This window comes from Paractinoplanes atraurantiacus, assembly GCF_900215205.1.
Taxonomy (GTDB): domain Bacteria; phylum Actinomycetota; class Actinomycetes; order Mycobacteriales; family Micromonosporaceae; genus Actinoplanes; species Actinoplanes atraurantiacus.
Map to the genome: position 1 here is coordinate 248,614 of NZ_OBDY01000009.1, position 24,131 is coordinate 272,744.

Below are 24,131 nucleotides of genomic sequence, written 5' to 3' on the forward strand. Positions count from 1 at the left end.
GAGGCGCGTAGCGTACGAACGTGGATCTGAACACTGTCGCCGAAGTGATCAGCCCCGCCGAGGTGGGCCAGTGGCGCCCGGGTGACGCCTGGCTCGGCGGCGGGACGGCCCTGTTCGCCGAGCCGCGCCCGCACCTGACGCGGCTGCTCGACCTGACCGCCGCCGGCTGGCCCGCGCTCACCGAGACCCCGTACGGGCTCGAGATCGCCGCCACCTGCACGATCGCCGAGCTGGCGGCGAGCGGGCACGACATCGTCGAGAAGTGCTGCCACGCGTTCCTGGCCTCGTTCAAGATCTGGAACGTGGCGACCGTCGGCGGCAACCTCTGCGCCGCCCTGCCGGCCGGGCCGATGATCGCGATGGGGGCCGCGCTCGACGGGACGTGCCTGATCCAGGGCCCCGACGGGGAGCGGACGGTCGCCGTGAAGGACTTCGTCACCGGCGAGGGAACGACCGTGCTGCGGGACGGGGAGCTCCTCCGCTCGGTCCACCTGCCCGCGGAGGCGTTCACCGCCGTGACCGCGTACAGGCAAGGGTCTTTGCATGCCCACGGACGGTCCGGAGTGTTGCTGATCGGGCGGAGGGACGCCGAAGGCGGCCTGACGCTGACCGTGACCGCCGCCACCGAGCGCCCGTTCGTCCTGGTCTTCCCGGCCGCCCCGAGCGAGGAACAACTGCAGGTCGCCCTGGCCGAGCGGATCCCCGACGGCGCCTATCTGGACGACGTGCACGGCCTGCCGTCCTGGCGGCGCCACATGACCCGGCTCTACGCCGAGCAGATCCGCCGGGAGCTGCGGCCATGAGAATCAACCAGGAGGAGCACGACCGCCCGCCCCGCCCGGGTCAATGCCTGCGCACCTACCTTCGCGAGGAGGGCTGCTTCGGCGTCAAGAAGGGCTGCGACACCGGCGACTGCGGCGCCTGCACGGTCCACGTCGACGGCGAGCCGGTGCACTCGTGCGTCTACCCGGCCTTCCGCGCCGCCGGCCGCGAGGTCACCACCATCGAGGGCCTCGACGATCACCCGGCCCAGCGGGCCTTCCTCGGCGCGCAGGGCTTCCAGTGCGGCTTCTGCACGGCCGGCTACATCATGACCGCGGCCGCCCTCACCGACGACCAGCGCGACGACCTGCCAAGGGCTTTCAAAGGCAACCTCTGCCGGTGTACGGGCTACCGCGCGATCGCCGACGCGATGGACGGCGTGGTCAACGCGTGCGTCCCCACCGAGGGCAAGGCGGTCGGCGCCGGCCTGGGCGCGCCCGCCGGCCCCGACGTGGTGACCGGCCGGGCCCGCTACACGTTCGACCTCGACGTGCCCGGCGTGCTCCATCTGAAGGTGCTGCGCTCACCGCACGCGCACGCCCGCGTCCTGGCCGTGCGCACCGAGGCCGCCCTGGCCGTGCCCGGCGTCGAGCTGGTGCTCACCTCCGCCGACGATCCGGGCAAGCTCTTCTCGACGGCCCAGCACGAGAACGTCACCGAGGACCCGGCCGACACGCGGGTGCTCGACGACGTGGTGCGCTTCGTGGGCCAGCGGGTCGCGGCGGTGGTGGCCACGTCGGAGGCGGCCGCCGAAGAGGGTTGCCGCGCGCTGGCCGTCGACTACGAGATGCTCCCCCACGTGCTCACGGCCTCGGAGGCGATGGCACCCGGCGCGCCGCTCATCCATCCGGGCGGGAACGTCGTCGGTCAGCTGCACGCCGCGCTCGGCGACGTGGAGGCCGGCTTCGCCGAGGCCGACGAGATCTACGAGGAGACCTTCCGTACGCCGCGGGTGCAGCACGCCAGCCTGGAGACGCACGGCGCGGTCGGCTGGCTCGACGGCGACGGCCGACTGGTCATCCGGTCGAGCACCCAGACGCCGTTCCTGACCCGCCGGGCGGTGGCCGATCTGTTCGACCTGCCGCCCGACCGGGTCCGGGTGATCGCGGGCCGGGTCGGCGGCGGCTTCGGCGGCAAACAGGAGATGCTGGTCGAAGACCTGGTGGCGCTGGCCGTGCTGCGGCTCGAACGCCCGGTCAAGCTCGAGTTCACCCGGGCCGAGCAGTTCACCAGCGCGACCACCCGCCACCCCTTCCAGGTCAGAATCAAGGCGGGGGCGCGCTCGGACGGCACCCTCACGGCGCTGCAACTCGAGGTGCTTTCCAACACCGGGGCGTACGGAAACCACGGCCCCTCGGTCATGTACCACGGCTGCCACGAGTCGATAGCGGTCTACCGGTGCCCGAACATGCGCACCGACGCCTGGTCGGTCTACACGAACACGGTCCCGGCCGGCGCTTTCCGCGGCTACGGCCTGGGCCAGGTGTCCTTCGCCGTCGAGTCGGCCCTGGACGAGCTGGCCCGCCGCCTGACCATCGACCCGATCGAGATGCGCGCCCGCAACGTCGTCCGCCCGGGCGAGCCACTGACCGCCCCCGGCGACCACGCCGACGACTTGACGATCGCCAGTTACGGCTTGGACCAGTGCCTCCAGCACATCCGCGACGCCGCCCGCAGCGATCCAGACCCCGCCACCTCTCACCCCACCACGCCTCACGACGCCACCCGGTACCCCGCCAGCCCTCAACCCGCTGTCTCTCACGCCGCCGCCCCTCACGCCGGCACCGCTCACCCTGCCAGCGCTCACCTCGATACCGCTCAGCCCGCCAGCCTTCAACCAGCGGGCCCACTCCTCGCAGACCCATCCGATTTTCCCGACATTTCGCCTGTCGGGCGGCTGGTTGGGGAAGGGAGCGGAGCCCGCCCGGCGGGCCAAAGCGCGTCCGACGGGCGGCTCACCGGGCAAGGAAGCGACACCCAACCGGCGGGCCAAAGCGCGTCCGACGGGCGGCTTGTCGGGGAAGGGGAATTCGAAGGCGAGCCGGCGGGAGAGAGAGCGCCGGACGCACGCCCGGCGGGCCAAGACAAGCCGGCGCGTGACGGCGCGCCGGGCGCAGGCCCTGCGAACGAAGGCGGTGCGCGCGAGCCGATGCGTGACGGCGCGCCGCACGCACGCCCGGCGAGTGAGGGTGTGCCTGACGGGTGGCTTGTCGGGGAAGGCATGGCCATCGCGATGATCGCGGCCGGGCCGCCCGGTGGGCACTACGCCGATGCGACGGTGACGCGGCTTGAGGACGGGCGGTTCGAGGTTGCTGTGGGGACGGCCGAGTTCGGGAACGGGAGCTCGACCGTTCACTGTCAGATCGCGGCCGATGCGCTCGGTGTCGCCCCCGATCGGATCGTGTTGCGGCAATCCGATACCGATGCCGTACGGCATGACACCGGGGCCTTCGGGTCCACCGGTGTCGTGGTGGCCGGTAAGGCCGTGCTGCATGCGGCGCGGGCTCTGCGGGCGCAACTGGACGCCGGGTCGGGCGAGACCACTGCCCACGGGCACTGGGGCGGCAGCCCGCGGTCGGTGGCCTTCAACGCGCACTGGTTCCGTGTCGCCGTCGACCCGGCGACCGGTGAGTTGCGGATCCTGCGCAGCGTGCACAGCGCCGACGCCGGCACCGTGATGAATCCGCTCCAGCTTCGCGGGCAGATCGAGGGCGGTGTCGCCCAGGCGCTCGGGGCCGCGCTGGCCGAGCACGTCGACATCGACCGCGACGGGCGGGTCACCACGGCCGGATTCCGGCAATATCACCTTCCGACGTACGCGGATGTGCCGCGCACGGAGGTGCTTTTCGCCGGCACCGACGACGCGATCGGGCCGCTCGGGGCCAAATCGATGAGCGAGAGCCCCTTCAACCCGGTCGCCCCGGCGCTGGCCAACGCGATTCGCGACGCCACCGGCGTACGGCTGACGCAATTGCCTTTCACGCGTGACCGGATCTGGTCGGCTCTGGAACAGGCTGCTGACTCAAGGGCAGTTTGATCGTGAACGTGCTGCCCTGGCCCAGCTCGGAACGGGCGGTGACGGTCCCGCCGTGCTCGCTGACGATGTTGCGCACGATGGCCAGGCCCAGACCGGAGCCCTGCACGGCCTGGTGCATCGCGTTGGACGCCCGGTGGAACGGCGTGAACAGGCCCGGCAGGTCGTCGGGCGGAATGCCGATGCCGGTGTCGGTGATCTCGACGACGACCTGGTCGTTGCCGGTGCCGACCCGGCATTCGAGGCGGCCGCCCTGATCGGTGAACTTGATCGAGTTCTCCAGCAGGTTGCGCAGCGCGCGCTCGAGCTGGCCGGCGTCGCCCAGCACCCAGGCCGGCTCGGTGGTCACGTCCCAGCGCAGGTCCTTGGCCCGGGCCGCGGTGCCCAGGCTCTCGTATAGGCCGTCGACCACGCCGGCCACGTCGACCGGCACCGCCTCGGCGCCCACCCGCTCGTTCGAGCGGTCGAGCAACAGCAGGTCGGCCACGGTCTCCTGGAGGCGGTTGGCGTTGCGCAGGATCGCGTCGAGCCCGCGCTTCTGTATCGGCGTGAAACTGTCGTCCTCGTCCTCCACCAGCATCTCGGTGTAGCCGAGGATGCTGGTCAGCGGCGTGCGCAGCTCGTGGGTGACGGTCGAGACGAAGACGTCCTTCTGCTCGTCGAGCACCCGCAGCTCGTTGATCAGCCGGGCCTGGCGCAGCTGGAGCCGGAACTGGTGCACGTTGTGGTCGATCTCCCGGGTGAGGGCGGCCAGCAGCCGCCGCTCGTCGGGGGTCCACTCCGATCCGCCGGGCCGCACCACGCAGACGAGGCCGGGCGGGCATCCGGAGTCGCCGCTGAGCGCCACCGCGAGGCCGCCGGGCAGCGTGGCCGGGGTGATCGCCTGGCCGGTCGGCGCGTTCTTCAGTTCGTCCAGCACCATCGGGTCGAGGGTGGCCGCGTTCGGCGGCCAGTGCACCTCGAACTGCTCGCCGGGTTGCAGGGTCACCCGCCCGTACACGGCGTCGGCGCCCATCGCGTTGCCGACCAGCATGGCCATCCGCCAGGCGATCTCCTTGGCGTCGCCTTCCGAGCGCAGCTCGGCCGCGATGGCCTGGCGCAGCTCGCTGCGGGCCGTGCGGGCCCGCTCGGCGCTGATCAGCCGCTCGATCTCGGCCGCCAGATCGTTCACCGAGCCGGCCACGGCCTTGAGCTCGCCCGGGCCGACCGGCTGGGCCCGGGCCGCGAGGTCGCCGCCGGCCAGCCGCCGCAGCGTGACCCGGATGTCCTCGAGCGGGGCCAGCAGGTGCCGCTGGTGCAGCAGGGCCAGGCCCATCCCGGCCAGCACGACGATCACGGCCAGCGCGCCGAACAGCAGGGTGGCGGCCCGGTAGTCACTGCGTTCGTCGCGGACCAGGGATTCGCTGTACGCGTCGATCGCGGCCGTGACGTCGGAGTTGGCCGAGCGCAGCCCGTCGAACAGCTCCTTGCCCCGGGCCAGCCGGGCCGCGTCGGTGTCGGCCTCCCCCGCGTTCACGATCGGGATCGCGTACCCGTACAGCCAGTTCTCGGCGGCGTCCCGCTCGCTCTGCAGCAACCGGCTGACCTCGGGATCGTCGATGATCGCGGCCAGGGTGTCGAGCGCCTCGAACGCGGCCGAGCGCCCACTCTCGTACGGCTGGAGGAAGGCCCCGTCGCCGGTGAGCTGGAAACCCCGTACGCCGGTCTCGGCATTGGTCATCTGTTGCAGGACCGCTTGGTTGGTGTCGTAGAGGACGTCGACCTGCTCGGTGTGTGTCATGTGTTCGACGCGCAGCCGGTCGCTGACCACGAACTGCCCGATGATCAGCAGCAGGAAGAGGGCGAGCAGGCCCGCGAAGCCGCCCGCCACGCGGATGCGCAGCGACGAGAAGGCACCACGGTCGAGCCTCACGCCGGCCGCCCCGGCGAGGGCAGGGTGAACCAGACCGTCGTACCGCCGCCCGGCGTCTCCTCGACGGCGATCTCGCCGCCGTGCCGGTCGACGATCCGCTGGCAGGTGGAGAGCCCGACGCCGTGCCCCGTCCCGGCCGACGGGTCGACCTGGGCGAACATCTCGAAGACCCGGCCGCGTTGCTCGGCCGGGATGCCGCGGCCGTTGTCGGCCACCGCGACCCGCCAGCAGGAGGACTTCACCGGCACGGCGGTGATCTCGATGCGGCAGGGCCGGTCCGGGCTGCGGTACTTCAGGGCGTTGCCGATCAGGTTCTGCAACAACTGGCGCACGAGGACGGGGTCGACGTCGATCACCGGGAGGTCGTCGCCCACCGACACGGTCGCGCCGGCCATGCTGCCCCGCAGATCGGTCAGTGCCAGGTCGACCAGCTCACCGAGCGGGGTCGGCTCGGGCTGGTAGGGCGCGTTGCCGGCCCGGGCGTACGTGAGCAGCGACGTGATCAGCCGCTGCATGCGGCCGACCGCGCGGGTACCGGCGGCTATCCACTTCTCCGCCTGCGGGTCGGTCTGGGAGATCCGCTCGTCGAGCAGCTCCAGATAGCCGCTGACCACGCTCAACGGAGCGGCCAGGTCGTGGCTGACCACCCCGGCGAACTGCTCCAGCTCGGTGTTGGAGCGGCGCAGCTCGGCGATCGTGGCCGCCCGGGCCGCGTGCGCCAGCTCCAGCTCGGCGTTCTGCGCCAGCACCACCCGGGCCTGCCGGCGGCGCTCGAACAGGGCCAGAAGGACCTGGGCCAGGTCACGCAGCCGGTCCAGCTGCTCTCCGGCCAGCTCGTGCACCTCGTTGTGGAAGACGCAGAGCGAGCCCAGCGCGTACCCCTGCGGCGTCACCAGCGGCACCGACACGTAGAACCGGACGTCGGCCAGCTTCCCGGTCACCCACGGGTTGTCCACGTACGCCGGGTCGGTCCGCGCGTCCGGCAGATAGGTGAATTCGCCCGTCTCGAACCGGATGGCACACATCGAGTCGGTACGGGCGGTGTCGCTGCCCTCGAAGCCGGTCGTGGTGAGCTGGCACTGCCGGTTCTCGTCGATCAGGTTGAGGGTGGCGGTGGGGACCCCGGCCAGCGTGGCCGCCACCCGGACGACGGCCTCCAGCTCGTCGCCGGCCGGCGCGTCCAGCAGGCCGTACTCGTGCAGCGCCGCCAGGCGGCGCTGCTCGTGGGCGGTCCTCACTTGGTTCTTGTCGGCAGCCGACCGCCCTTAGCTGAGCCTTGTCCCTGTTCAGGCCCCTTTCAGCCCTCGAAGGCGATGGCGCTGCCGGGCGGGGTGAAGTCCTTGGACTCGTCCCCGACGGCGTACTTCAGCGTTTTCGCGACGGCGGTGACCACCTCCGCCTCGACGCCCGAGCCGACGTGGTCGGAGGGGTTGACCGGGTCGTTGGCGATGCCGGCGGCGGCCACCGTGGGCGTGAAGCCGACGAACGTCTCGGTGCGGTTGTCCTCGGTGCTGCCGGTCTTGCCGGCCACCTGGATGCCGCCGAAGATGCTCGCCACCTGCGTGCCGGTGCCGCCGTCGCATTTGCCGTACGTGCTCTGCTGACCCACCGGGCAGCGCGCGGCGTCCGTCGCGGCCCGGGCCACCTCGGTGTCGAGGACCTTCTTGCAGTTGGCCGAGACCGCGACCTTCTCGCCGTCCGAGTTGGTGATCGAGGAGACCGGGAGCGGTGAGCAGTACGTCCCCTCGGCGGCCACAGTCGCATAGGCCGAGGCCAGCTCGAGCGGGGTGGTGTCGATGACGCCGAGGGTGAACGAGCCCCACGAGCCGGCGCTGGTCTCGGCCTGCTTCTTGTCGGCCGGGTTGGCGAAGCTGATGCCCAGGCGCTGGGCCATCTGGACCACGGCGGCCGGGCCGACCTGCTCCTCCAGGCGCACGAAGTACGTGTTCACGGAGCGCCCGAAGCCGTCCCACATCGTGCGGAAGCCGTCCATCCACGCCGGGTTGTCGTTGCCCGGGCAGTACTTGCCGTCGCAGTTGCCCGGCCCCCAGTCGGTCCACTCGGTGACCAGGGGCGACTTCGTCTCGTAGCCGGTGTTGAGCGGCAGGCCCTTCTCCAGGGCGGCCAGCATCGTGAACATCTTGAAGGTCGACCCGGACGGGTAGCCGTACAGACTCTTACCGCCGCTGACCAGCGGGTTCACCGTGTCGGTGGTGGCCACGGCGCTGCCGTAGTGCCGGTTGACGGCGAGCGCGAGCACCTTGCCGGTGCCGGGCTGGACCACCGCGATCGGCAGCGTCTTGGAGTTCTTCAGCCCGTACACCGAGCGGGACTCGGCGGCCGCCTTCTTCTGGATGTCCGGGTCGAGGGTGGTCACGATGCTGTAGCCGCCGCGGCGCAGGGCGTCGTCGCGCTCGGCGACCGTCTTGCCGAACTGCGGCTGCTCCTCCCACCAGCGCTGCACGTAGTCGCAGAAGAAGCCCCAGCCGTCGGTCTCGCCGCCGGCGTCGACGCAGCCGTTGGGCGGGGTCGTGCCCGAGTAGGTGAGCTTCTCCTTGGCCGCGGCGTCGCTCTGAGCCTGGGTGATCATGCCGGCCTTGACCATGGCGGCGAGCACGTAGAGCTGGCGCTCGCGGGCCTTGGCCTTCGAGCCGCCGACCGGGTTGTCCGCGTCGGGCGACTGGACGATGCCGGCGATCAGCGCCGACTGGGCCAGGGTGAGCTTGGCCGGGGTGGTGTTGAAGATGCGGCGGGCGGCGGCCTCGATCCCGTACGCGCCGTTGCCGAAATAGACCAGGTTCAGATAGTTCTGGAGAATCTGCTTCTTGCTGAGCTTGGTCTCGAGCTGGATCGCGTACTCGATCTCGCGCAGCTTGCGGGCCGGGGTGTCCTCGGTCGCCGCGGCGCGCTCCGACGGGGTCAGCGTCGGGTCCTCCTTGAGCACGTTGCGCACCAGCTGCATGGTCAGCGTCGAGGCGCCCTGCGCGGCCTCGCCGCTGCTCGCGTCCTTGACGAAGGCACGGGCCAGGCCCTTGAGGTCGACGCCGCCGTGGTCGTAGAAGCGGGTGTCCTCGGCGGCGACGATCGCGTTCTGCATCACCGGCGCGATCTGGGCCAGTGTGACGTCGTGCCGGTCCTCGTCGTAGAACGTGGTGATCAACGTCTTGCCGTCGTCGGCGTAGACGCGGGTGACCTGTGACGCGGACGGGCTGAGCAGCTGGGCCGGCAGGTCGTCGGCCTGGCTGTTCTGCCAGTGGGCGCCGGCGCCCAGCACCACTCCCAGCGGAATGGCGGTCACCCCGACGAGGGCGCCGATGAGCACAAGAACGCCCCCCAGTCGGCCCAAGGCGCGTCTCTTCTCGGTCATCGGCACGTACCTCCCAGGTCTGTGGATCAACCGGTAACACCGATTCCTGAGAACAACCTGGGTTTTGTTACCGATCCGTAATTTTCCTCACGTCATATACGTGTGGTTACCGTCACAGGTCATTTTCGCGATCGATTCGCCCGAATTGATGCGCGTCGTTCTCAATGTTGTCACGCACAGTTATCAAGATCCAGTGAGCTGGGTTACTGACTAGTAGCCAAGCCTCTTGTAACCCGCTGACCAGAGCGGCAACATTTCCCGCACGTTAAACGACGGCATCGACGGACCTCTCTGCGCGCCGACCGTAGCCGTCTCCACCCATAGGAGGTTCCGTGAAGGATGCGCAAGGCGATCCGGCGTACGGACGCACCAACTGGCGCCGCTTCGCCGTAGCGGTGGGCGTGCCCACCCTGGTCGCCGGGGGCCTGGTCGTCGCCCTGGCCCAGGGCGCACTGGCCGCCAGTTTCTCGATCTCGGGCTCGCAGTTCAAGCTCTCGGCCGACCGGCTCGAAGGCCAGGGCTTCACCCAGTACAGCGGCGCGCTCAAGAAGAAGAACGGCCAGCTGGTCCCGGCCGCGATGTCGGGCATCAACTCCGCCACGCTCACCAAGCTGTGCCAGTCGGTGGCGGCCGGCCCGATCACACTGCGGATCGAGGCCGGTAACGACCCGAAGAACCCGGTCGAGGCCGAGGACCTGCTGATCGGCATGTCCGAGCTCAGCGGCAACGCGACGTTCGAGGACATCGACATCGGCCAGGACGCCTCGACCCTCACCCGGGACGGCCGTCCCGTGGAGGAGCACGGCGAGGAGGGCAGCTTCGGCCAGCAGGCGCGCACCGTCACCATCGACGGTCTGCGCCAGAAGGCGTACTCCACCTCCGCCTCGACCTTCCGCCTGAGCGGCATGAGCCTCAAGCTCTACGTCGGCCAGTCCGGCAAGGAATGCTTCGAGGGCTGATCAGCACCACCGGGGCTCGCGGAACGCACTGTCCGCGAGCCCCACTCCTTGACTCTCTCATCACCGCTTGATTACCGCGGAAGGCAGCAAAACTGTGGCGACGGACAACTTCTGGGGCCGGTTCCGGCGGTGGCGGCGAGCCCGGCCGTTCTGGGGCGGTCTCTTCCTCCTGTTGTCCGGCGTGGAGATGTTCCTGAGCGCCAACCTCGACCTGGGCGACCTCGAGCTGCACCTCGGGCCGCAGGGCTTCCTCTCCTACCTGCTGCCGCTGATCATGCTGCTGGCCGGGGCGCTGACCTGGGCCACGCCGGCGCAGCGGCTGTTCTACGGGATCGTGGGGCTGCTGACGGCGCTCTACTCGTTCCTGGGGCTCAACCTGGGCGGCTTCATCATCGGCATGATGCTCGGCATCCTGGGTGGCGCCCTGGTGATCGCCTGGGGCCCGCCGCGGGTCAAGCCGGCCACCGACGCCTGGGCCGATCCCGCCGCCTCTGCCCTTCCTTCCGAGGCAGCCGATCCTTCTGATCAACTCCCTGAGGATCACCCCGACGACTCCTCGCGGTACGACGACACCTCGCGCTACGACGACACCTCGCGCTACGACGACACGGAGATCGCCGGGCATGACGACCGGCCGACGGGTCCGATCCTGCGGCCCGCCGACAGCGGCGACACCGCGATCATCCCGGGGATGCCGCCGTCGCCGGACGAGCCGCGCGGCGGGATGCACCCGCGGGCGCTGAGCGTGATCCTGCTGATCGTCGCCGTGACCGGCAGCGTCCTGATCGCCGGCAGCAACATGCCGGCCAAGGCCGTGACCTGCCCCGAGGGCCTGCCGTCCCGGTCCTTCTCGTCCGCCCCGGCCTCCGCCCCGTCGTCGGCCGACCCCGATCCCGTCTCCTCGGCGCCGGCCCTCAAGGCCGGCGCCACCCGCACCGTCGACCCGACGGTCACCAGCCGGCCGGCGGCGGGCGGGTCCAGTGCCCCCGCGAGTCCCGCCCCGCCGTCGGCTACCACCACCTCCGCGCCGGCCAAGTCCACCACCCCCGTCAAGGACGGCGTCGAGGACTTCTTCGACGGCCTCGGCAACCTGCTCGGGATCGGCGACGAGACCCCGAGCACGTCGCCGGAGCCGTCGGGGTCCGCGGCGACCTCCGCTCCCGCCAGCCCCACCGCCACCTCGGCCCCGGCCACCACCGCCGCCCCCACGCCCGAGCCCACGACGAAGGCGCCGTCGGCGGAGGTTCCGCCCGCTTCGGCTCCCACCACCACCTCGTCGGGCGCCACCACCAAGCCGGCCGCTTCCCCCAGCGTCGAGGAGATCCCCTGCCTCGGCCCGCGCGTGATGGGCAAGATCGCCAGCGCCGACGACATCCCCCGCGTGTCGGAGAAGCCCGGCGTCATGGAGGTCGACTCCCTGACCATGTACGAGTCGACGTACGACGGCGTGGTCGACATGCCGACCGCGAAGGGCAGCTTCAAGGCGCTCAAGTTCAGCATGGACAAGGCGGTGAACAAGCCCTTCACCCTGACCATCGACGAGCCCGGCAACGCCAAGACGGTGATCAAGAGCAACGAGCTGGTCACCGACAAGAACGTGCGCTTCTACACCCCGAAGTTCCAGGGCAAGCTGTTCGGCCTGATCCCGGTGACGTTCACTCCCGAGCAGCCGCCGCCGCTGACCCTGCCGGTGCTCTGGTTCACCGACGTGACGATCCAGCTGGCGTACGTCCGCTGCGACACCCTGACCGCGGCCCCGCTGGACATCAAGGAGACCGCCTAGCCTTCCAGCCCGCCACCACGGTGCCGGGATCAAGCGGCCGGAGGATCACCGGCGGCCCGTCCATCAGCCCGACGTTCGCCTGGCGGATCCGCTCGTTGAGCCCGTCGACGCGCTCCCGCACGGCGGACTCGGTGGTGAGCCGGTCGACGATCTCCTCGAGGTCCTCGGTCTCGCGGCGCAGCGCGAGCGTGGGCGGGACGACGCCGGCCGTGGCCCCTTCGCGCCGCAGCCAGTCCTTGACCCACCAGTCGTCGTCGTACTCCTGCCCGCGATCGGCGAAGGGCTTACCGGCGCCGGCGAGGTTGTCGAACTCCCCTCGCTCCGCCGCCTCCCTCAGTTGCCGGTCGATCGACGACTCGTACCAGTCCGCCATGGTCCAACTTTACTTTCCTTCATCTCCCCGCCAGACGATCGGTTTCCGCGTACGACCGGACCCCGTCCGGCGCCGGCGCGCCCTCCTGGATGGCGGCCGCGGTGACCAGCGCCGCGTCGAGGGCGACCCGGTACAGCAGCGACCCCATGCTGATCCGCGCCACACCGAGTCGAGCGAGATGCCCGACCGTCATGCCCGGAAGCAGCAGCACATTGAGCGGCCCCGGAAGCGCCCGGATCTCGTCGTCGTCCCGGATCCCCGGCACGAAGATCCCGTCGGCGCCCGCGGCGAGATAGGTCTCGGCCCGCTTCGCCGTATCCCCTTGATCCACTCCGAGCCAGTACGTGTCGACGCGGGCGTTCACGAAGAGCCCCGGCACCCGCGCCTTGATGGCCGCGATCAGCTCGGCCTGCTCCCCGGCCGGCGCCAGCCCCGCGTCGCCGCGCCCGTCCTCGACGTTGATCCCCGCCGCTCCCGCCGCGTGCAGCTCCGCCGCGAAGTCCGCGCCCGCGCTCTCCACATCAACGGTCAACGGCACCCGCAGCCCTTTGACCCGCCGCACCAGCTCAAGCGTCCGTTCCTGAGCGCGGCCGGCCCCGTCCGGCACCCCGGCCGCCGCGGCGATGCCCAGGCTGGTGGTCCCCACCGCCTCGAACCCGGCCTCGGCCAGCGCGAACACCGACGCCGCATCCCACGCGTTGGGCAGCAGAAGCGGCCGGCCCGGCCGGTGAAGTGCATGAAAGTCCGTCATGCCCCGACGCTAGACCGCGCATACTTCGGCCCCGTCCGAACCGTTTCTGTCGCACCCTCGGCGTACTTTGACCAGTGGCCCTCCCCAGTCTTCGGAAGGATCCCGCAGATGTGCCGCAACATCCACCAGCTGCACAACTTCGAGCCACCGGCCACCCACGACGAGATCCAGGCCGCCGCCTTGCAATACGTCCGCAAGGTCGCCGGCTCGACCCGCCCGTCCCAGGCCAACCAGGAGGCCTTCGACCGCGCCGTCGCCGCCGTCGCCACCGCCACCGCCGACCTGCTGGGCGCCCTGGTGACAACGGCCCCACCGAAAAACCGCGAGGAGGAGGCAGCCAAGGCCCGAGCCCGAGCCGAACGCCGCTACGCTTCCTGACACCCCACGCCCGTCGGCCGTCGTCTCGCGGCCGTCGTCTCGCGGCCGTCGTCTCGCGGCCGTCGCCCCGCGCCCCGCGCCCCGCGCCCCGCGCCCCGCGCCCCGCGCCCCGCGCCCCGCGCCCCGCGCCCCGCGCCCCGCGCCCCGCGCCCCGCGCCATTGTCGCTGGGCGCTCTCCCTCCTGGGGTGCTTTCCTCAGCGGGCGGCGGTGATCAGCTCGGTGTGCTTGCGAACGCGGAAGTGTCCCTCCGCCTCGATCCGCGCCTGCACAAGCTCGCGGGCCGCCGCGAGCTGCTCGCCGGTGAGCGGCTTGCCCGAGAGGCTGGTCAAATAGGCGAGCACCGGCTCGGCGTCCGGAACCAGCAGGTCGCTCGGATAGGCCTCGGCGGCCACGTCCCGGAAGTGCCGCCCGACGGCCGCCGGCGCGTCCTCGGCCGTGAAGTTGCTGCGCGAGGCCGACCCACTCACGTCGACCTTGCCCACCGCCGCCGCGACGGCGAACAGTTCCGCCATGTGCCCCCGCCCGTTGGTGGCCACGAAGAGCCGCCCACCCGGCCGCAGCACCCGCGCGAACTCCCGCAACGCCATGTCGGGCTCATCGACGTGGTAGAGCATGTGGTTGGCGATGACCGCGTCGAAGCTCCCGTCCGCGAACGGCAGATCCGTCGCATCGCACCGGCGCACCTCCGCCCCGGCAACCTCCCCGAGCCGCTCACACATGGCCGCCGAGAAGTCGGCCAACGTCAGCCGTAGCCCCGCCCGCCGTGGATCGAGATGCCGCCACAGCTCCCCGGTCCCCGCGCCCACCTCGAGCACGTCCCCCACGCTCGGCAGCCGCTCCGCAAGCCACGAGTACCACCCCTGCGGATTGGTCCCATAGGCGTGAATGGCGATCCGGGCGGTCAGGTTCCCGGTCGTCTCCGCATATTGCTGCACGGCATCATCCGACGGCGTCCTCACCGCCCAGAAGCTACCGCCACCGATCAACCGAGTCAGGTGGGCGGACGGGTCCACTGCACGGACACGCCGGTCAGCGCCCGGTCGGTGCGGATCTCCATGGCCGTGCCGAGGATGGTGGCCCGGTCGAGGACCACGGCGACCATGTCGGGGTCGTAGGTGATCCGCTCGGAGAGGAACACCGGAGTGCCGGGCGGCTGGCGCAGCAGCTCGGCCGTCTGGTCGTCGAGAACGCCGGGGCGGATCACCTCGCTCGCTTTGAAGACGGTGACGCCGCGCGAGGCCAGCACGGCGTACAGGGACCTTTCGCTGAAGTCGGCCTCGGCCAGCTCCAGCTCGCGGACGTAGGAGAGCTGGTGAACAACCGGCCGCCCCGCCAGCAGCCGGAGGCGTTCCAGCTGCACCACAGGGGACCCGTCACCGAGCAGCGCCTCCGCCCAGCCCGGCGGGTCGGTCACCTTCTGCTCCAGCACGTATGTGGCCACCGTTTGGCCCTGCTCGCGCAGGTCCTCCTCGAAGCCGCGCATCGAATGCAGCTCGTACGTCGGGCGCGGCTCCGTCACGAAGGTGCCCCGGCCGGCCTGCTGCAACAGCAACCCGTCGTTCTCCAGCTGCTGCAACGCCTGGCGCAGCGTCGCCAGCGTCACCCCGTACGAGGCGCTGAGCTCGCGCTGCGGAGGCAGGGCAGCGCCCGGCGGCAGCTCACCGTCGCGGATCTTGGTGGTCAGGTCATCGGCGATCACCTGATACTTCGGCAGTCGCGTAGTCAGTGGAGTCCTCCAGTGCTGCGGCGAGGCTCGCGACGGTCTCCCGTAGTTCCGCCGCCGTTGCCCCATCGAGAACCCTACGCATCAGCGCGGACGCCACCACCACCCCGTCCCCGGCGCGTCCCGCCTCGGCGGCCTGCGCCGGGGAGGAGACACCGAAGCCGATGAGCACGGGACGGTCCGTGATCGCCTTGACGCGCGCCGCGAGCCGGCCGGCCGCGTCGCCGAGCGCGGTCCGCTCGCCGGTCGTGCCCATCACACTGACCGCGTAGATGTAACTGTCTCCGAGCGCCGCGATGTCGGCCAGGCGATCGTCGGGGGTGACCGGCGCGACCAGCGGAATCAGGTCGAGGCCGGCGTCCGCGGCCGCAACGGCCACGGGCGCGGCCTCGTCGACGGGCAGGTCGGGAACGATCAGAGCGTCGATGCCGGCCTCGGCCAGCTCACGGCAGAAGACGGTGGCCGAGCGATGGAACACCAGGTTGGCGTAGGTCATGACGATAAGCGGGACGCGCACCTGACCCCGTACATGATGAAGGTCTTCAAGAATCGACGCCACGGTCGTGCCGCGAGACAGCGACCGGTCGGACGCCTGCTGGATGGTGACGCCGTCGAGCATGGGGTCGGAGAACGGCAGACCGATCTCGATCGCCGTCGCACCGGCCTCTTGGTAGGCGAGCAGGTAGTCGGTCCAGTCGTCGGTGATGCCGCCGGTGACGTAGGGGACGAGGGCGGTCATGCCGCACCCCCGAGCATCGTCGTCATGTCTTTGTCGCCCCGGCCGGACAGCGTGAGGATCACCCTCGAGCCGGTCGGCAGGTCGGGGGTGCCGGCCGCGCGCAGCACCCAGGCGACGGCATGGGCCGACTCGAGCGCGCAGATGATGCCCTCGGACCGGGCCAGGCGGCGGACCGCGTCGACGACCTCGGCGTCGGTGACCGTCCGGTATTCCGCGCGCCCGATCGCCCCGAGGTGGGCGTGCTCGGGGCCGATGCCGGGGTAGTCGAGGCCGGCCGCGATCGACTCCGCCTCGGTGACCTGGCCCTCGGCGTCCTGAAGGACCATCGAGCGGGCGCCGTGCACGACGCCGGGTGAGCCATTTGTCATCGCCGCGCCACCGGCCGCCTCCACGCCGACCAGCCGCGCGCTCGTGTCGACGAACCCCGCGAACGTGCCGGCCGCGTTCGAGCCACCGCCGACGCACGCCACCACCACGTCGGGAACGGTGGGGCTCTGCCGGCGCGCCTCGGCGCCGATCACGCGCTGAAGTTCCCGGACCATCCAGGGGTACGGGTGGGGGCCGCCGACCGAGCCCAGGAGGAAATGCGCCTCGTCGACGTCGGACACCCAGGCGCGCATGGCCTCGTTCGTCGCGTCCTTGAGAGTGCGGCTGCCGCTGGTGACCGGGACGACCTCGGCGCCGAGCGTGGTCATCCGCAGGACGTTGAGCTGCTGGCGCTCGATGTCGCGCTCGCCCATGTAGACGGTGGCACCGAGACCGAGCAGGGCGGCCGCGGTGGCGGTGGCGACGCCGTGCTGCCCGGCGCCCGTCTCGGCGATCAGCCGGGTCTTGCCCATCCGGCGGGCGAGCATCGCCTGGCCGAGCACGTTGTTGATCTTGTGGGAGCCGGTGTGCGCCAGGTCCTCGCGCTTGAGCAGCAGCTCGACGCCGAGCTGGGCGGAGAGGTTGCGCGCCGGCGTGAGCGGGGTGGGGCGGCCGGCATAGACGGCGAGCAGCTCGTCGAGCTCGGACCGGAAGCCGGGGTCGGCCCAGGCCTCACGGAAGGCGACGGCCAGAGCGGCACAGGCCGGAACGAGGGACTCGGGGACGAACCGGCCGCCGAAGTCGCCGAAGCGACCGGCAGCCGGTTCCGTCATCAAGGTAGACGTCGTGCTTGTCATGAGGCACGCCTCCAAAAGTTGTAGAACTCTCCGCCGAAGTGTTGCATAACTCGGCAGAGAGTTCTAGAACTATTTGGCAGCGGCCTTGTACAGCGTCTCCGGTGCCACGGCGCCGGCGAAGACCCGGCCGTCGTCGGTCACGAGCACGCTGAAGAGAGAACCGGAGAAGAGATGTCCACTGCCCCAGCTCCCGCTCACCTTCGGCAGCATGTCGATCACGCCGTCGAGCTGCTTGGCCTCCTCACCGGTGGCCTTCGGCAGCTTCGCCGTCACCACCGAGGCCCAGCCCTCGCCGATCACCTTGGGCTGCTCGGAAGCGGCGGGCTGCTTGACCGCGCCCGGCTTCTTCGCCTCGGCGGCCTTGTGCTCCTTCTCCAGCTCGGTTTCGAGCTTGCCCGCGTCGGTCTTCTCGACCTTCGTGCCCGGCGGCGGGTTGAAGACGAACTGCTGGGCGTCGGGCGTTTCGAAACTGATCTGCTGGAACGCGACCCGGACGGCCGGGTTCACCGCGTCCTTGGCATAGACGTCGACGCGCAGCGGGATCTTCTTCTCCGCGTCGATCGCCAGGCGCACCTGCCCGATCAGCGACTCGGTCGCGCGCGGGCTGAGCACCAGCTCATAGGCGTCGCGGCCGGCCACCTTGGCCGCGCCGGTGGTCGAGACCGCCGTTGTCGGGTCGATCGCGTCGAGCGCCGCCTCGGCCGCGTCCTGCGGCGTCGAGGGGATCCCCGTCGGCAGGGCCGCGGGCTTCTTGTCCTCGCCCGCCGGCAGGGTCAGGTGCGTGGCCGTCTTGGCCTTGCTCTGCCAGAGCCAGACGTCGGAGCCGTTGCGGATGACGTCGGTCTCGCCGAGCGTGCTCATCAGCGCCAGTCGCGCCTTGTCCTCACCGGCGTACCAGACGCGGGCGGTGTTGCTGCCCGCGACCAGGTTGACCAGGTCGGCTCCGCCCGAGTCGGCGGTCAGCCCAGCGATCTTGGGCAGCCCCAGGTCGGCGCTCTGCACGATGGTGCCGGACAGGCCGTCGACCTTCGCGTTCTGAAGGTCGACGAGCAGTTCGGCCGCGCTGCGGTCGGGCAGCGAGGGATCCGCGCTCGCGACGATCGTTCCCGCCGCTGCGCCGCCCCCGATCACGACCACCGCCGCGGCGGATGGTACGAGCCAGCGAAGGGCCGGCCTCGATCTGAACACGGACACGATGTCCACCTCCCGTTGATCTGCCACAAGAGTGCGCCGTGGCCGCTGTGACCGGGCTGAGAGCCGCCCCTAGGGGTTGCCCCTCCCATGCAAAGGTAAGGGGGTGCGGTTGCTGGTGGTGGAAGACGAGGCGCGGCTCGCGGCCGCGTTGCAGCGCGGGTTGCAGGCCGAGGGCTTCGCGGTGGACGTGTCCGGTGACGGGCAGGACGGGCTCGAGATGGCTCGTCACGGCGGGTACGACGCGATGATCCTCGACGTGATGCTGCCGCGGCTCAGCGGCTATCGGGTGGTCCGCCAACTACGGGCCGAGGGCAACTGGGTGCCGGTGCTGATGCTGTCGGCCAAGGACGGGGAGTACGACCAGGCCGACGGGCTCGACTGCGGCGCGGACGACTACCTGACCAAGCCCTTCTCCTACATCGTGCTGCTCGCCCGGCTGCGCGCGCTGCTGCGCCGCGGCGTGCACGAGCGGCCGACCGTGCTCGCCCACGGCGACGTCGAGCTCGATCCGGCCGAGCGCCGGGTGATGGTCGCGGGCGCCGAGGTGACGCTCACGGCCCGCGAGTTCGCCCTGCTGGAATACCTCATGCGCCGCCCCGGCGAGGTGGTCAGCAAGATCGAGCTGCTCGACCACGTCTGGGACGCCGCGGTGGAGACCGCACCGAACGCGGTCGAGGTCTACGTCGGCTACCTGCGCCGCAAGATCGGGCGCGACCGGCTCGAGACCGTGCGCGGCGCGGGCTACCGGCTCGCGGCCGTCACGGGAGACGCGGGTGTCACCGGCGCGCCGGCCGAGCCACCGCGCGGCCACTGATGCGCCGGCCGCGCGAGCTCAGCCTGCGCGCCCGGCTGGTGCTGACCTCGGTCCTGGCGCTCACGGCCGGCCTGGCCGCGGGTGGGGTGCTGCTCGTCGCCGTGCTCAACTTCGGGCTGCTGCGCGCGGTCAACGCCGAGGCGCTGGACACGGCGCGGGGCGTGGCCAAGCTGGTCGACCAAGGGCAGCTCGCCGAGCCGATCCCGGTCAACGCGGCCATGCAGGTCCAGGTCATCGACGCGCAGGGCCGGGTCCTGTCGATCTCGGCCGGCGCTGACCGGCTCATCCCGATGCTGCATGCCGACGAGTTGCGGGGCATGGGCGACGGCGAAGTGCGCGAGATCCCCGGCAGCCGCGTCGGGCTCGACGGTGACGCGCGGGTCGTGATGGTGACCGCCGGTCCGCCCACCGATCCCGTGCGCGTGCTGGTCGCGCGGTCCACGAGCGACCTGACGCAGGGCGTGCACATCCTGCGCGTCACCCTGCTGATCATGTTTCCGCTGCTGGTGGGCGCCCTCTGGCTGGTGCTGTGGCGGGTGCTCGGCGCGGCGCTCAGCCCGGTCGACGCGCTGCGCTCGGGCGCCGAGGAGATCACCGGGGGCACCCGGGCCGGCCGGTTGCCCGTGCCCGAGTCACGCGACGAGATCCACCGGCTCGCGGTGACGCTCAACGGCATGCTGCACCGGCTCGACGCGGCGCAGGCCCGACAGCGGGCGTTCGTCGCCGACGCGGCCCACGAGCTTCGCAGTCCGCTGACCAACATGCGCACGGAGCTGGAGGTCTCACAGCGGCTGCCCGACACCGACTGGAACGCGCTCGCCGACGACCTGCTGACCGACGTCGACCGTCTCAGCCGGCTCGTCGACGACATGCTGCTGCTGGCCCGGGCCGACGACGCGGCGCCAGGACGGGTCGTCGCGGCGCCGTTCCGCGAGGTCGACCTGGGCGCGGTGGTCGGCGACGTGACGGCCCGCTATCCGACGGTGGGTTATGTGCGCCCGGCGGCGCCGGTCACGATCACCGGGGAGCCGGACGCGCTCGGCCGGGTGGTGGCCAACCTGCTGGACAACGCGGTCCGCCACGCGAAGTCGCGGATCTGCGTCGAGGTGCGGGCCGACGCGGCGTACCGCTGGATCACCGTGACCGACGACGGCCCGGGCATTCCCGAAGCCGACCGGGAGCGGGTCTTCGACCGCTTCACACGCCTCGACGACGCCCGCGCCCGCGACGCCGGCGGCTCCGGCCTGGGCCTCGCGATCGTCCGCGAACTGGCCCGCCGCCACGGCGGCACGGTCACCTTGAGCGACGCCGCCCCCGGCCTCCGAGTTGACGTGCGCCTCCCAGCGATCCGCTGACACCGGCCCGCGTCGCGGCCCGCCGCGCGGCCCGGCCCTTTGCCCCCGGCCGTCCGCGGCCCCCGGCCTGTCCCGCGGCCCCGGCCGCCCCTCGGCCCCGGCCCGTCCCGCGGCCCGCCCGCCGCTCGGCCTCGGCCCGTCCCGCGGCCCGCCCGCCGCTCGGCCTCGGCCCGTCCCGCGGCCCGCCCGCCGCTCGGCCCCGGCCCGTCCCGCGGCCCCGGCCCGTCCCGCGGCCCCGGCCGCCGACCCCGGACCCCCGACCCGCTCTGCGGCTCCTGACCCCGGCCCAGACCCCCGACCCGCCCCGCGGCTCCCGACTCCCGGCCCCAAACCCCTGGCCCGCCCTACGGCCCCCTACCCTCGGCCTGCCGCGCGGCCCCCGGCCCCAAACCCCTGGCCCGCCCTGCGGCCCCTACCCTCGGCCTGCCGCGCGGCCCCCGGCCCCTATCCCCGGCCCGCGACGCGGGAGGCGGTGGTGGGGCGACGTGCTCGAGAAAAAGTTGGGGGCGGTGGGAACTATTGGGGGTCGAGGGGCGACCAACGCGGAGTGCCCGGCAACGGGCTGTCCCCCATGCGGAAGGTTGACGACTTCGATGTCCCTGCTCAAGCGCTCGGCCCTGGTGGCCGCCACGGTCGCCGGCCTCACCCTGGCGCTGGCCGCGCCCGCCTCTGCCCACGTCACGGTGAACCCCGACACCGCGACCGCGGGGGGCTACACCAAGGTGACCTTCCGGGTGCCCAACGAGTCCGACACCGCCAGCACGAACAAGGTCGAGGTGAACCTGCCGGCCGACAACCCGGTGGCCTCGGTCTCGGTCAAGCCGATCACCGGGTGGGACGTGGCCACCACCGTCTCCAAGCTGGCCAAGCCGCTGGAGGCGCACGGAGCCCAGATCACCGAGGCGGTCTCGAAGATCACCTGGACGGCCAAGGCCGGCTCGGAGGTCAAGCCGGGACAGTTCCAGGAGTTCGACGTGTCGCTCGGGCCGCTGCCCGAGTCCGGCCAGATGGTCTTCAAGGCGCTGCAGTACTACTCCGACAACACCACCGTCCGCTGGATCGACGAGCCCACCACCGACGGCACCGAGCCGGAGCACCCGGCGCCCGTGCTGAAGCTGGCCGCGGCCGGCGCGACCGACACGGCCGCCGCAGCGCCCACCGCGGCCGCCACCCCGCAGGCCGCTGCCGACGACGACAGCTCCGACGGGCCCGACGCCTTCGGCATCGCGGGCCTCATCGCCGGGGTGATCGCTTTGATTCTGGCGCTTCTCGCGTACGCCAAGGCCAGTCGCCGCCCGGCCCAGGAGAGCACCCCCGCCACGAAGTCCTGACCCATCCCGCGGAGGCCGGTCACGAACGCGTGGCCGGCCTCGACTTTCCCTCGATGTGGATCAAGGGTTTACTACCGGACGTGAACCGCGTTCGTACGGCCTCCCGCATCTGGCACGGCCTGCTCTTCGCCGTCGTTCTGACCTCCCTGGTCATCCAGATGGTGCTCAGTGCCCAGGGGACCGACGCGCCGGCCGTCACGCGGTTCATCCGGTTGTTCAGCTACTTCACGATCCAGAGCAACGTCCTGGTGCTGCTCGCCGCGGGCAGCCTCATGATCGATCCGGGGCGCGACGGGCGGGTCTGGCGGGTTCTGCGGCTCGACTCGCTGCTCGGGATCATCGTGACCGGCATCGTGTACGCCACGATCCTGGCCGGCGAGTCCGACCCGCACGGCGCCGGCTGGTGGTCGAACCTGGGATTCCACTACATCGCGCCGTGGGCGGCGCTGGCCGGATGGCTGGTCTTCGGGCCGCGGCCCCGGATCGACCTCCGGACGATCGGCTGGGCGTTCCTGTGGCCGGCCGCGTGGATCGGCTACACGCTGGCGCACGGCGGGACCACCGACTGGTTCCCGTACCCGTTCACGGACGCCACCACGGTCGGCTACCCGGCCGCCGTCCGCAACATGCTGATGGTCGCCGTCATGGCCGCCGTCTTCGCCGCGATCCTATGGTTCCTCGACCGCCGCCTGCCCCAGACCGCGGCCGGCGGGCCCGTTCCCGTCCAAGCTTCCACCGCCGGCGGAGAGAAAAGCTGAGCTGCGCAGGACCTCGGCGAACTGCTCGGCGACGCGCTCCAGTACGCCCGGCGGCAGAAAGATGAGTTCGCCGGGGTAGCCCTGTTTCAGGCCCTTCGCCAGGTCGCGCACGCGGAGCTCGTGGCTGGGATGGCGGGTCTTGTGGCGGCGGCCGAAACTGCGCCAGCGCCGGATCGCCAGATCGGCCAGCTCAGGCGCGAAGCCGGCCTCGTCCTCGGCAATCGACTGGAGCTTGTCTCGGAGGCCGTCCTGATCGGTCACGACGCGCCGTCACCGAGGCCAGTCGCCATCCGGCCGCCCGATCTCACCCGGCGGCGAGGTGGGCGGCGCGGAGGGCGGAAGGTCTGAGGCGGGCGGAGGCGCGAAGGGGCGCGAGGTGGGCGGCACGGAGGGAGGGAAGGGCGGACCACCTGAAGGCGCGGAGGGAGGAAAGGCCGGAGTGCCCGGGGGCGCGGAGGGGGGTGCGGTTGGGGAAGGCTGCTTTCGGGTGGGCTGGGGGTTGGTCCAGGCCTCTCGGAGGTCCTTCTTCGTGGTGTGCCACCACGCGCGGAACTCGGCGGCCAAGTCGGTGATCGCGTGGCGCATTCCGGGGTCGTCCAAGCCGGCGCCCAGGAGCTCGGCCAAGCCCAGCAGCCACAGGAACGGGGTCAGAGCCAGGGCCAGCAGTGGGAGTGGCCACCAGGACGTCACGGCGTACAGGAAAAGCAAGATTGTGGCGACGGCCGTCAGGGCCAGGGCCGTCACGTTGGCGCGGCGCATCAGTGGGGGCAGCAGGCGCAGGCAGCGCCACGGGAGACGGCCGGCGGGGATCAGGATGCGGGCCGCGAAACCGGCCATGACGGCGGCCAGGACGCCGGCCATGACGCGGCCGAACGGGCCGGCGGTGGGCCACCACCAGAGGGCGATCAGTTGCAGGAGGCAGACCAGGGCGGCGCTGGCGGCTACGCCGCGGCGCAGGCCGTTCAGGACGCCGCGGATCGGCCAGGTCATCGAGACGACGTCGGCCCGGGCCGGATTGTCGCGGGCCACGTCGCGCAGGGCGCGCATCGAGCGGCGGACCCGGAGGCGTTCGGCGTCGAGCATGGCGATCAGCCAGCGGCCGTACGGGTTGCCGGGCGCTATGGCCAAGGCGGCGCGGGCGGCGGTCAGGGCCGCGTCGCGGTTGCCGGCGTCGCGTTCCACGTCGGCCACCGTCAGCAGGCCCTCGACGGAGTTCGGATCGAGGGAGCGGCCGTGTGCGGCGGCGGCCCGGGCCCGTGGGTAGTCCTTGGCTGAGGCCAGCGCGCGGGCCAGCACGAAGTGGGCGGTCGGCTCGGTGGGGCCGAGGCGCACCGCCTCGGCGGCGGCGGAGACCGCGTCCCGGGAGCGGATCATGACGATGAGGTTCTCGGCCCGTTCGGCGTGGGCGTCGGCGAACTGCGGGGCCGCGGCGACCGCGGCGTCGGCCGTGGCGAGGGCGCCGGCGTAGTCACGCCGCAGGCGCAGGACCGAGGCGAGCAGCGTCAGCAGGCGCGCGTCGCCCGGATCGAGCGCGAGGCCCTCGCGGGCGGCTTTCTCGGCCTCGTCGTAGCGGCCCACCTGAGCGAGTCGGTGCGCCCGCCAGTAGGCGTCGGCCCGTTCGCTCAACGCACTGCCCCGGCCAGGAAACGGGCGGACGATAGGCGCGGTGAAGGC

At 71.7% G+C, this 24,131-nt stretch carries 21 protein-coding genes; 9 read left to right on the forward strand and 12 right to left on the reverse strand.

Annotated features, from left to right (window positions below; genetic code table 11):
• Positions 1-20: 20 nt before the first annotated feature.
• Together CRP55_RS22245 and CRP55_RS54815 are read left to right on the forward strand one after the other, a co-directional pair.
• A complete protein-coding gene (locus CRP55_RS22245) occupies positions 21-803 on the forward strand; it encodes an FAD binding domain-containing protein (protein ID WP_097322042.1) in 783 nt (260 codons plus the stop codon).
• Positions 800-3,859, forward strand: coding sequence for a molybdopterin cofactor-binding domain-containing protein (locus CRP55_RS54815; RefSeq protein WP_245923286.1), 3,060 nt, complete (start codon positions 800-802; stop codon positions 3,857-3,859). Before CRP55_RS22245 ends, CRP55_RS54815 begins: the two co-directional genes overlap by 4 nt.
• Here CRP55_RS54815 and CRP55_RS22260 read toward each other — a convergent pair.
• Genes CRP55_RS22260 through CRP55_RS22270 form a run of 3 tightly spaced genes read right to left on the reverse strand, consistent with a single transcriptional unit; the run spans position 3,801 to position 9,135 of the window.
• Complete coding sequence (locus CRP55_RS22260) at positions 3,801-5,768, reverse strand: ATP-binding protein (RefSeq protein WP_097322043.1); 1,968 nt, start codon at positions 5,766-5,768, stop codon at positions 3,801-3,803. The genes CRP55_RS54815 and CRP55_RS22260 overlap by 59 nt on opposite strands.
• Positions 5,765-7,006, reverse strand: coding sequence for a sensor histidine kinase (locus CRP55_RS22265; RefSeq protein WP_097322044.1), 1,242 nt, complete (start codon positions 7,004-7,006; stop codon positions 5,765-5,767). Before CRP55_RS22265 ends, CRP55_RS22260 begins: the two co-directional genes overlap by 4 nt.
• 59 nt (positions 7,007-7,065) lie before the next feature.
• Entirely contained in the window at positions 7,066-9,135 is a 2,070-nt protein-coding gene (locus CRP55_RS22270) for a transglycosylase domain-containing protein (protein ID WP_097322045.1), read from the reverse strand.
• A gap of 332 nt (positions 9,136-9,467) precedes the next feature.
• On the opposite strand from CRP55_RS22270, the gene CRP55_RS22275 reads away from it, so the two are divergent.
• Positions 9,468-10,094, forward strand: a complete 627-nt coding sequence (locus CRP55_RS22275) for a DUF6230 family protein (protein WP_097322046.1) — start codon at positions 9,468-9,470, stop codon at positions 10,092-10,094.
• Between the two features lie 94 nt (positions 10,095-10,188).
• On the forward strand, positions 10,189-11,877 hold the full coding sequence (locus CRP55_RS22280; RefSeq protein ID WP_097322047.1) for a DUF6114 domain-containing protein: 1,689 nt from the start codon (positions 10,189-10,191) through the stop codon (positions 11,875-11,877).
• Here the strand turns inward: CRP55_RS22280 and CRP55_RS22285 are convergent.
• A complete protein-coding gene (locus CRP55_RS22285) occupies positions 11,861-12,250 on the reverse strand; it encodes a DnaJ family domain-containing protein (protein ID WP_097322048.1) in 390 nt (129 codons plus the stop codon). The two genes, CRP55_RS22280 and CRP55_RS22285, sit on opposite strands and share 17 nt — an antisense overlap.
• 19 nt (positions 12,251-12,269) lie before the next feature.
• Entirely contained in the window at positions 12,270-13,001 is a 732-nt protein-coding gene (locus CRP55_RS22290) for an isocitrate lyase/PEP mutase family protein (protein ID WP_097322049.1), read from the reverse strand.
• Positions 13,002-13,109: 108 nt separating this feature from the next.
• Here CRP55_RS22290 and CRP55_RS22295 point away from each other — a divergent pair, with 108 nt between their 5' ends.
• Positions 13,110-13,379 carry a DUF2277 domain-containing protein gene (locus CRP55_RS22295; protein WP_097322050.1) on the forward strand — a complete coding sequence of 90 codons (270 nt, stop codon included), beginning with the start codon at positions 13,110-13,112 and terminating at the stop codon, positions 13,377-13,379.
• A 195-nt stretch (positions 13,380-13,574) separates the two neighbouring features.
• Here the strand turns inward: CRP55_RS22295 and CRP55_RS22300 are convergent, their stop codons facing one another.
• The 5 genes from CRP55_RS22300 to CRP55_RS22320 all read right to left on the reverse strand — a co-directional run bounded on the left by CRP55_RS22300 (position 13,575) and on the right by CRP55_RS22320 (position 18,199).
• Positions 13,575-14,339: a class I SAM-dependent methyltransferase gene (locus tag CRP55_RS22300; RefSeq protein ID WP_245923288.1), complete on the reverse strand. Its 765-nt coding sequence runs from the start codon at positions 14,337-14,339 to the stop codon at positions 13,575-13,577.
• Positions 14,340-14,371: 32 nt separating this feature from the next.
• A complete protein-coding gene (locus tag CRP55_RS22305) occupies positions 14,372-15,079 on the reverse strand; it encodes a GntR family transcriptional regulator (RefSeq protein WP_245923290.1) in 708 nt (235 codons plus the stop codon).
• On the reverse strand, positions 15,066-15,842 hold the full coding sequence (gene trpA, locus CRP55_RS22310; protein ID WP_097322051.1) for a tryptophan synthase subunit alpha: 777 nt from the start codon (positions 15,840-15,842) through the stop codon (positions 15,066-15,068). Before trpA ends, CRP55_RS22305 begins: the two co-directional genes overlap by 14 nt.
• Positions 15,839-16,981 (reverse strand): tryptophan synthase subunit beta, encoded by a 1,143-nt coding sequence (gene trpB, locus CRP55_RS22315; RefSeq protein ID WP_097322052.1) that lies wholly within the window; start codon positions 16,979-16,981, stop codon positions 15,839-15,841. The genes trpA and trpB overlap by 4 nt, the downstream gene beginning before the upstream one ends.
• Positions 16,982-17,074: 93 nt before the next feature.
• Complete coding sequence (locus CRP55_RS22320) at positions 17,075-18,199, reverse strand: LolA family protein (protein WP_097322115.1); 1,125 nt, start codon at positions 18,197-18,199, stop codon at positions 17,075-17,077.
• A gap of 103 nt (positions 18,200-18,302) precedes the next feature.
• On the opposite strand from CRP55_RS22320, the gene CRP55_RS22325 reads away from it, so the two are divergent.
• From CRP55_RS22325 to CRP55_RS22340, 4 genes are all read left to right on the forward strand, one after another.
• On the forward strand, positions 18,303-19,013 hold the full coding sequence (locus CRP55_RS22325) for a response regulator transcription factor (protein WP_097322053.1): 711 nt from the start codon (positions 18,303-18,305) through the stop codon (positions 19,011-19,013).
• The gene (locus CRP55_RS22330) at positions 19,013-20,368 is read left to right on the forward strand and encodes a sensor histidine kinase (RefSeq protein WP_097322054.1); all 1,356 of its coding nucleotides are present in this window, start codon (positions 19,013-19,015) and stop codon (positions 20,366-20,368) included. The genes CRP55_RS22325 and CRP55_RS22330 overlap by 1 nt, the downstream gene beginning before the upstream one ends.
• 593 nt (positions 20,369-20,961) lie before the next feature.
• Positions 20,962-21,699: a YcnI family copper-binding membrane protein gene (locus CRP55_RS22335; RefSeq protein ID WP_097322055.1), complete on the forward strand. Its 738-nt coding sequence runs from the start codon at positions 20,962-20,964 to the stop codon at positions 21,697-21,699.
• Between the two features lie 80 nt (positions 21,700-21,779).
• Positions 21,780-22,457 carry a Pr6Pr family membrane protein gene (locus CRP55_RS22340; RefSeq protein WP_245923292.1) on the forward strand — a complete coding sequence of 226 codons (678 nt, stop codon included), beginning with the start codon at positions 21,780-21,782 and terminating at the stop codon, positions 22,455-22,457.
• Here CRP55_RS22340 and CRP55_RS22345 read toward each other — a convergent pair.
• Positions 22,368-22,718, reverse strand: coding sequence for a hypothetical protein (locus CRP55_RS22345; RefSeq protein ID WP_097322056.1), 351 nt, complete (start codon positions 22,716-22,718; stop codon positions 22,368-22,370). The two genes, CRP55_RS22340 and CRP55_RS22345, sit on opposite strands and share 90 nt — an antisense overlap.
• Before the next feature lie 9 nt (positions 22,719-22,727).
• Positions 22,728-24,083 carry a tetratricopeptide repeat protein gene (locus CRP55_RS22350; RefSeq protein ID WP_097322057.1) on the reverse strand — a complete coding sequence of 452 codons (1,356 nt, stop codon included), beginning with the start codon at positions 24,081-24,083 and terminating at the stop codon, positions 22,728-22,730.
• Positions 24,084-24,131: the final 48 nt, after the last annotated feature.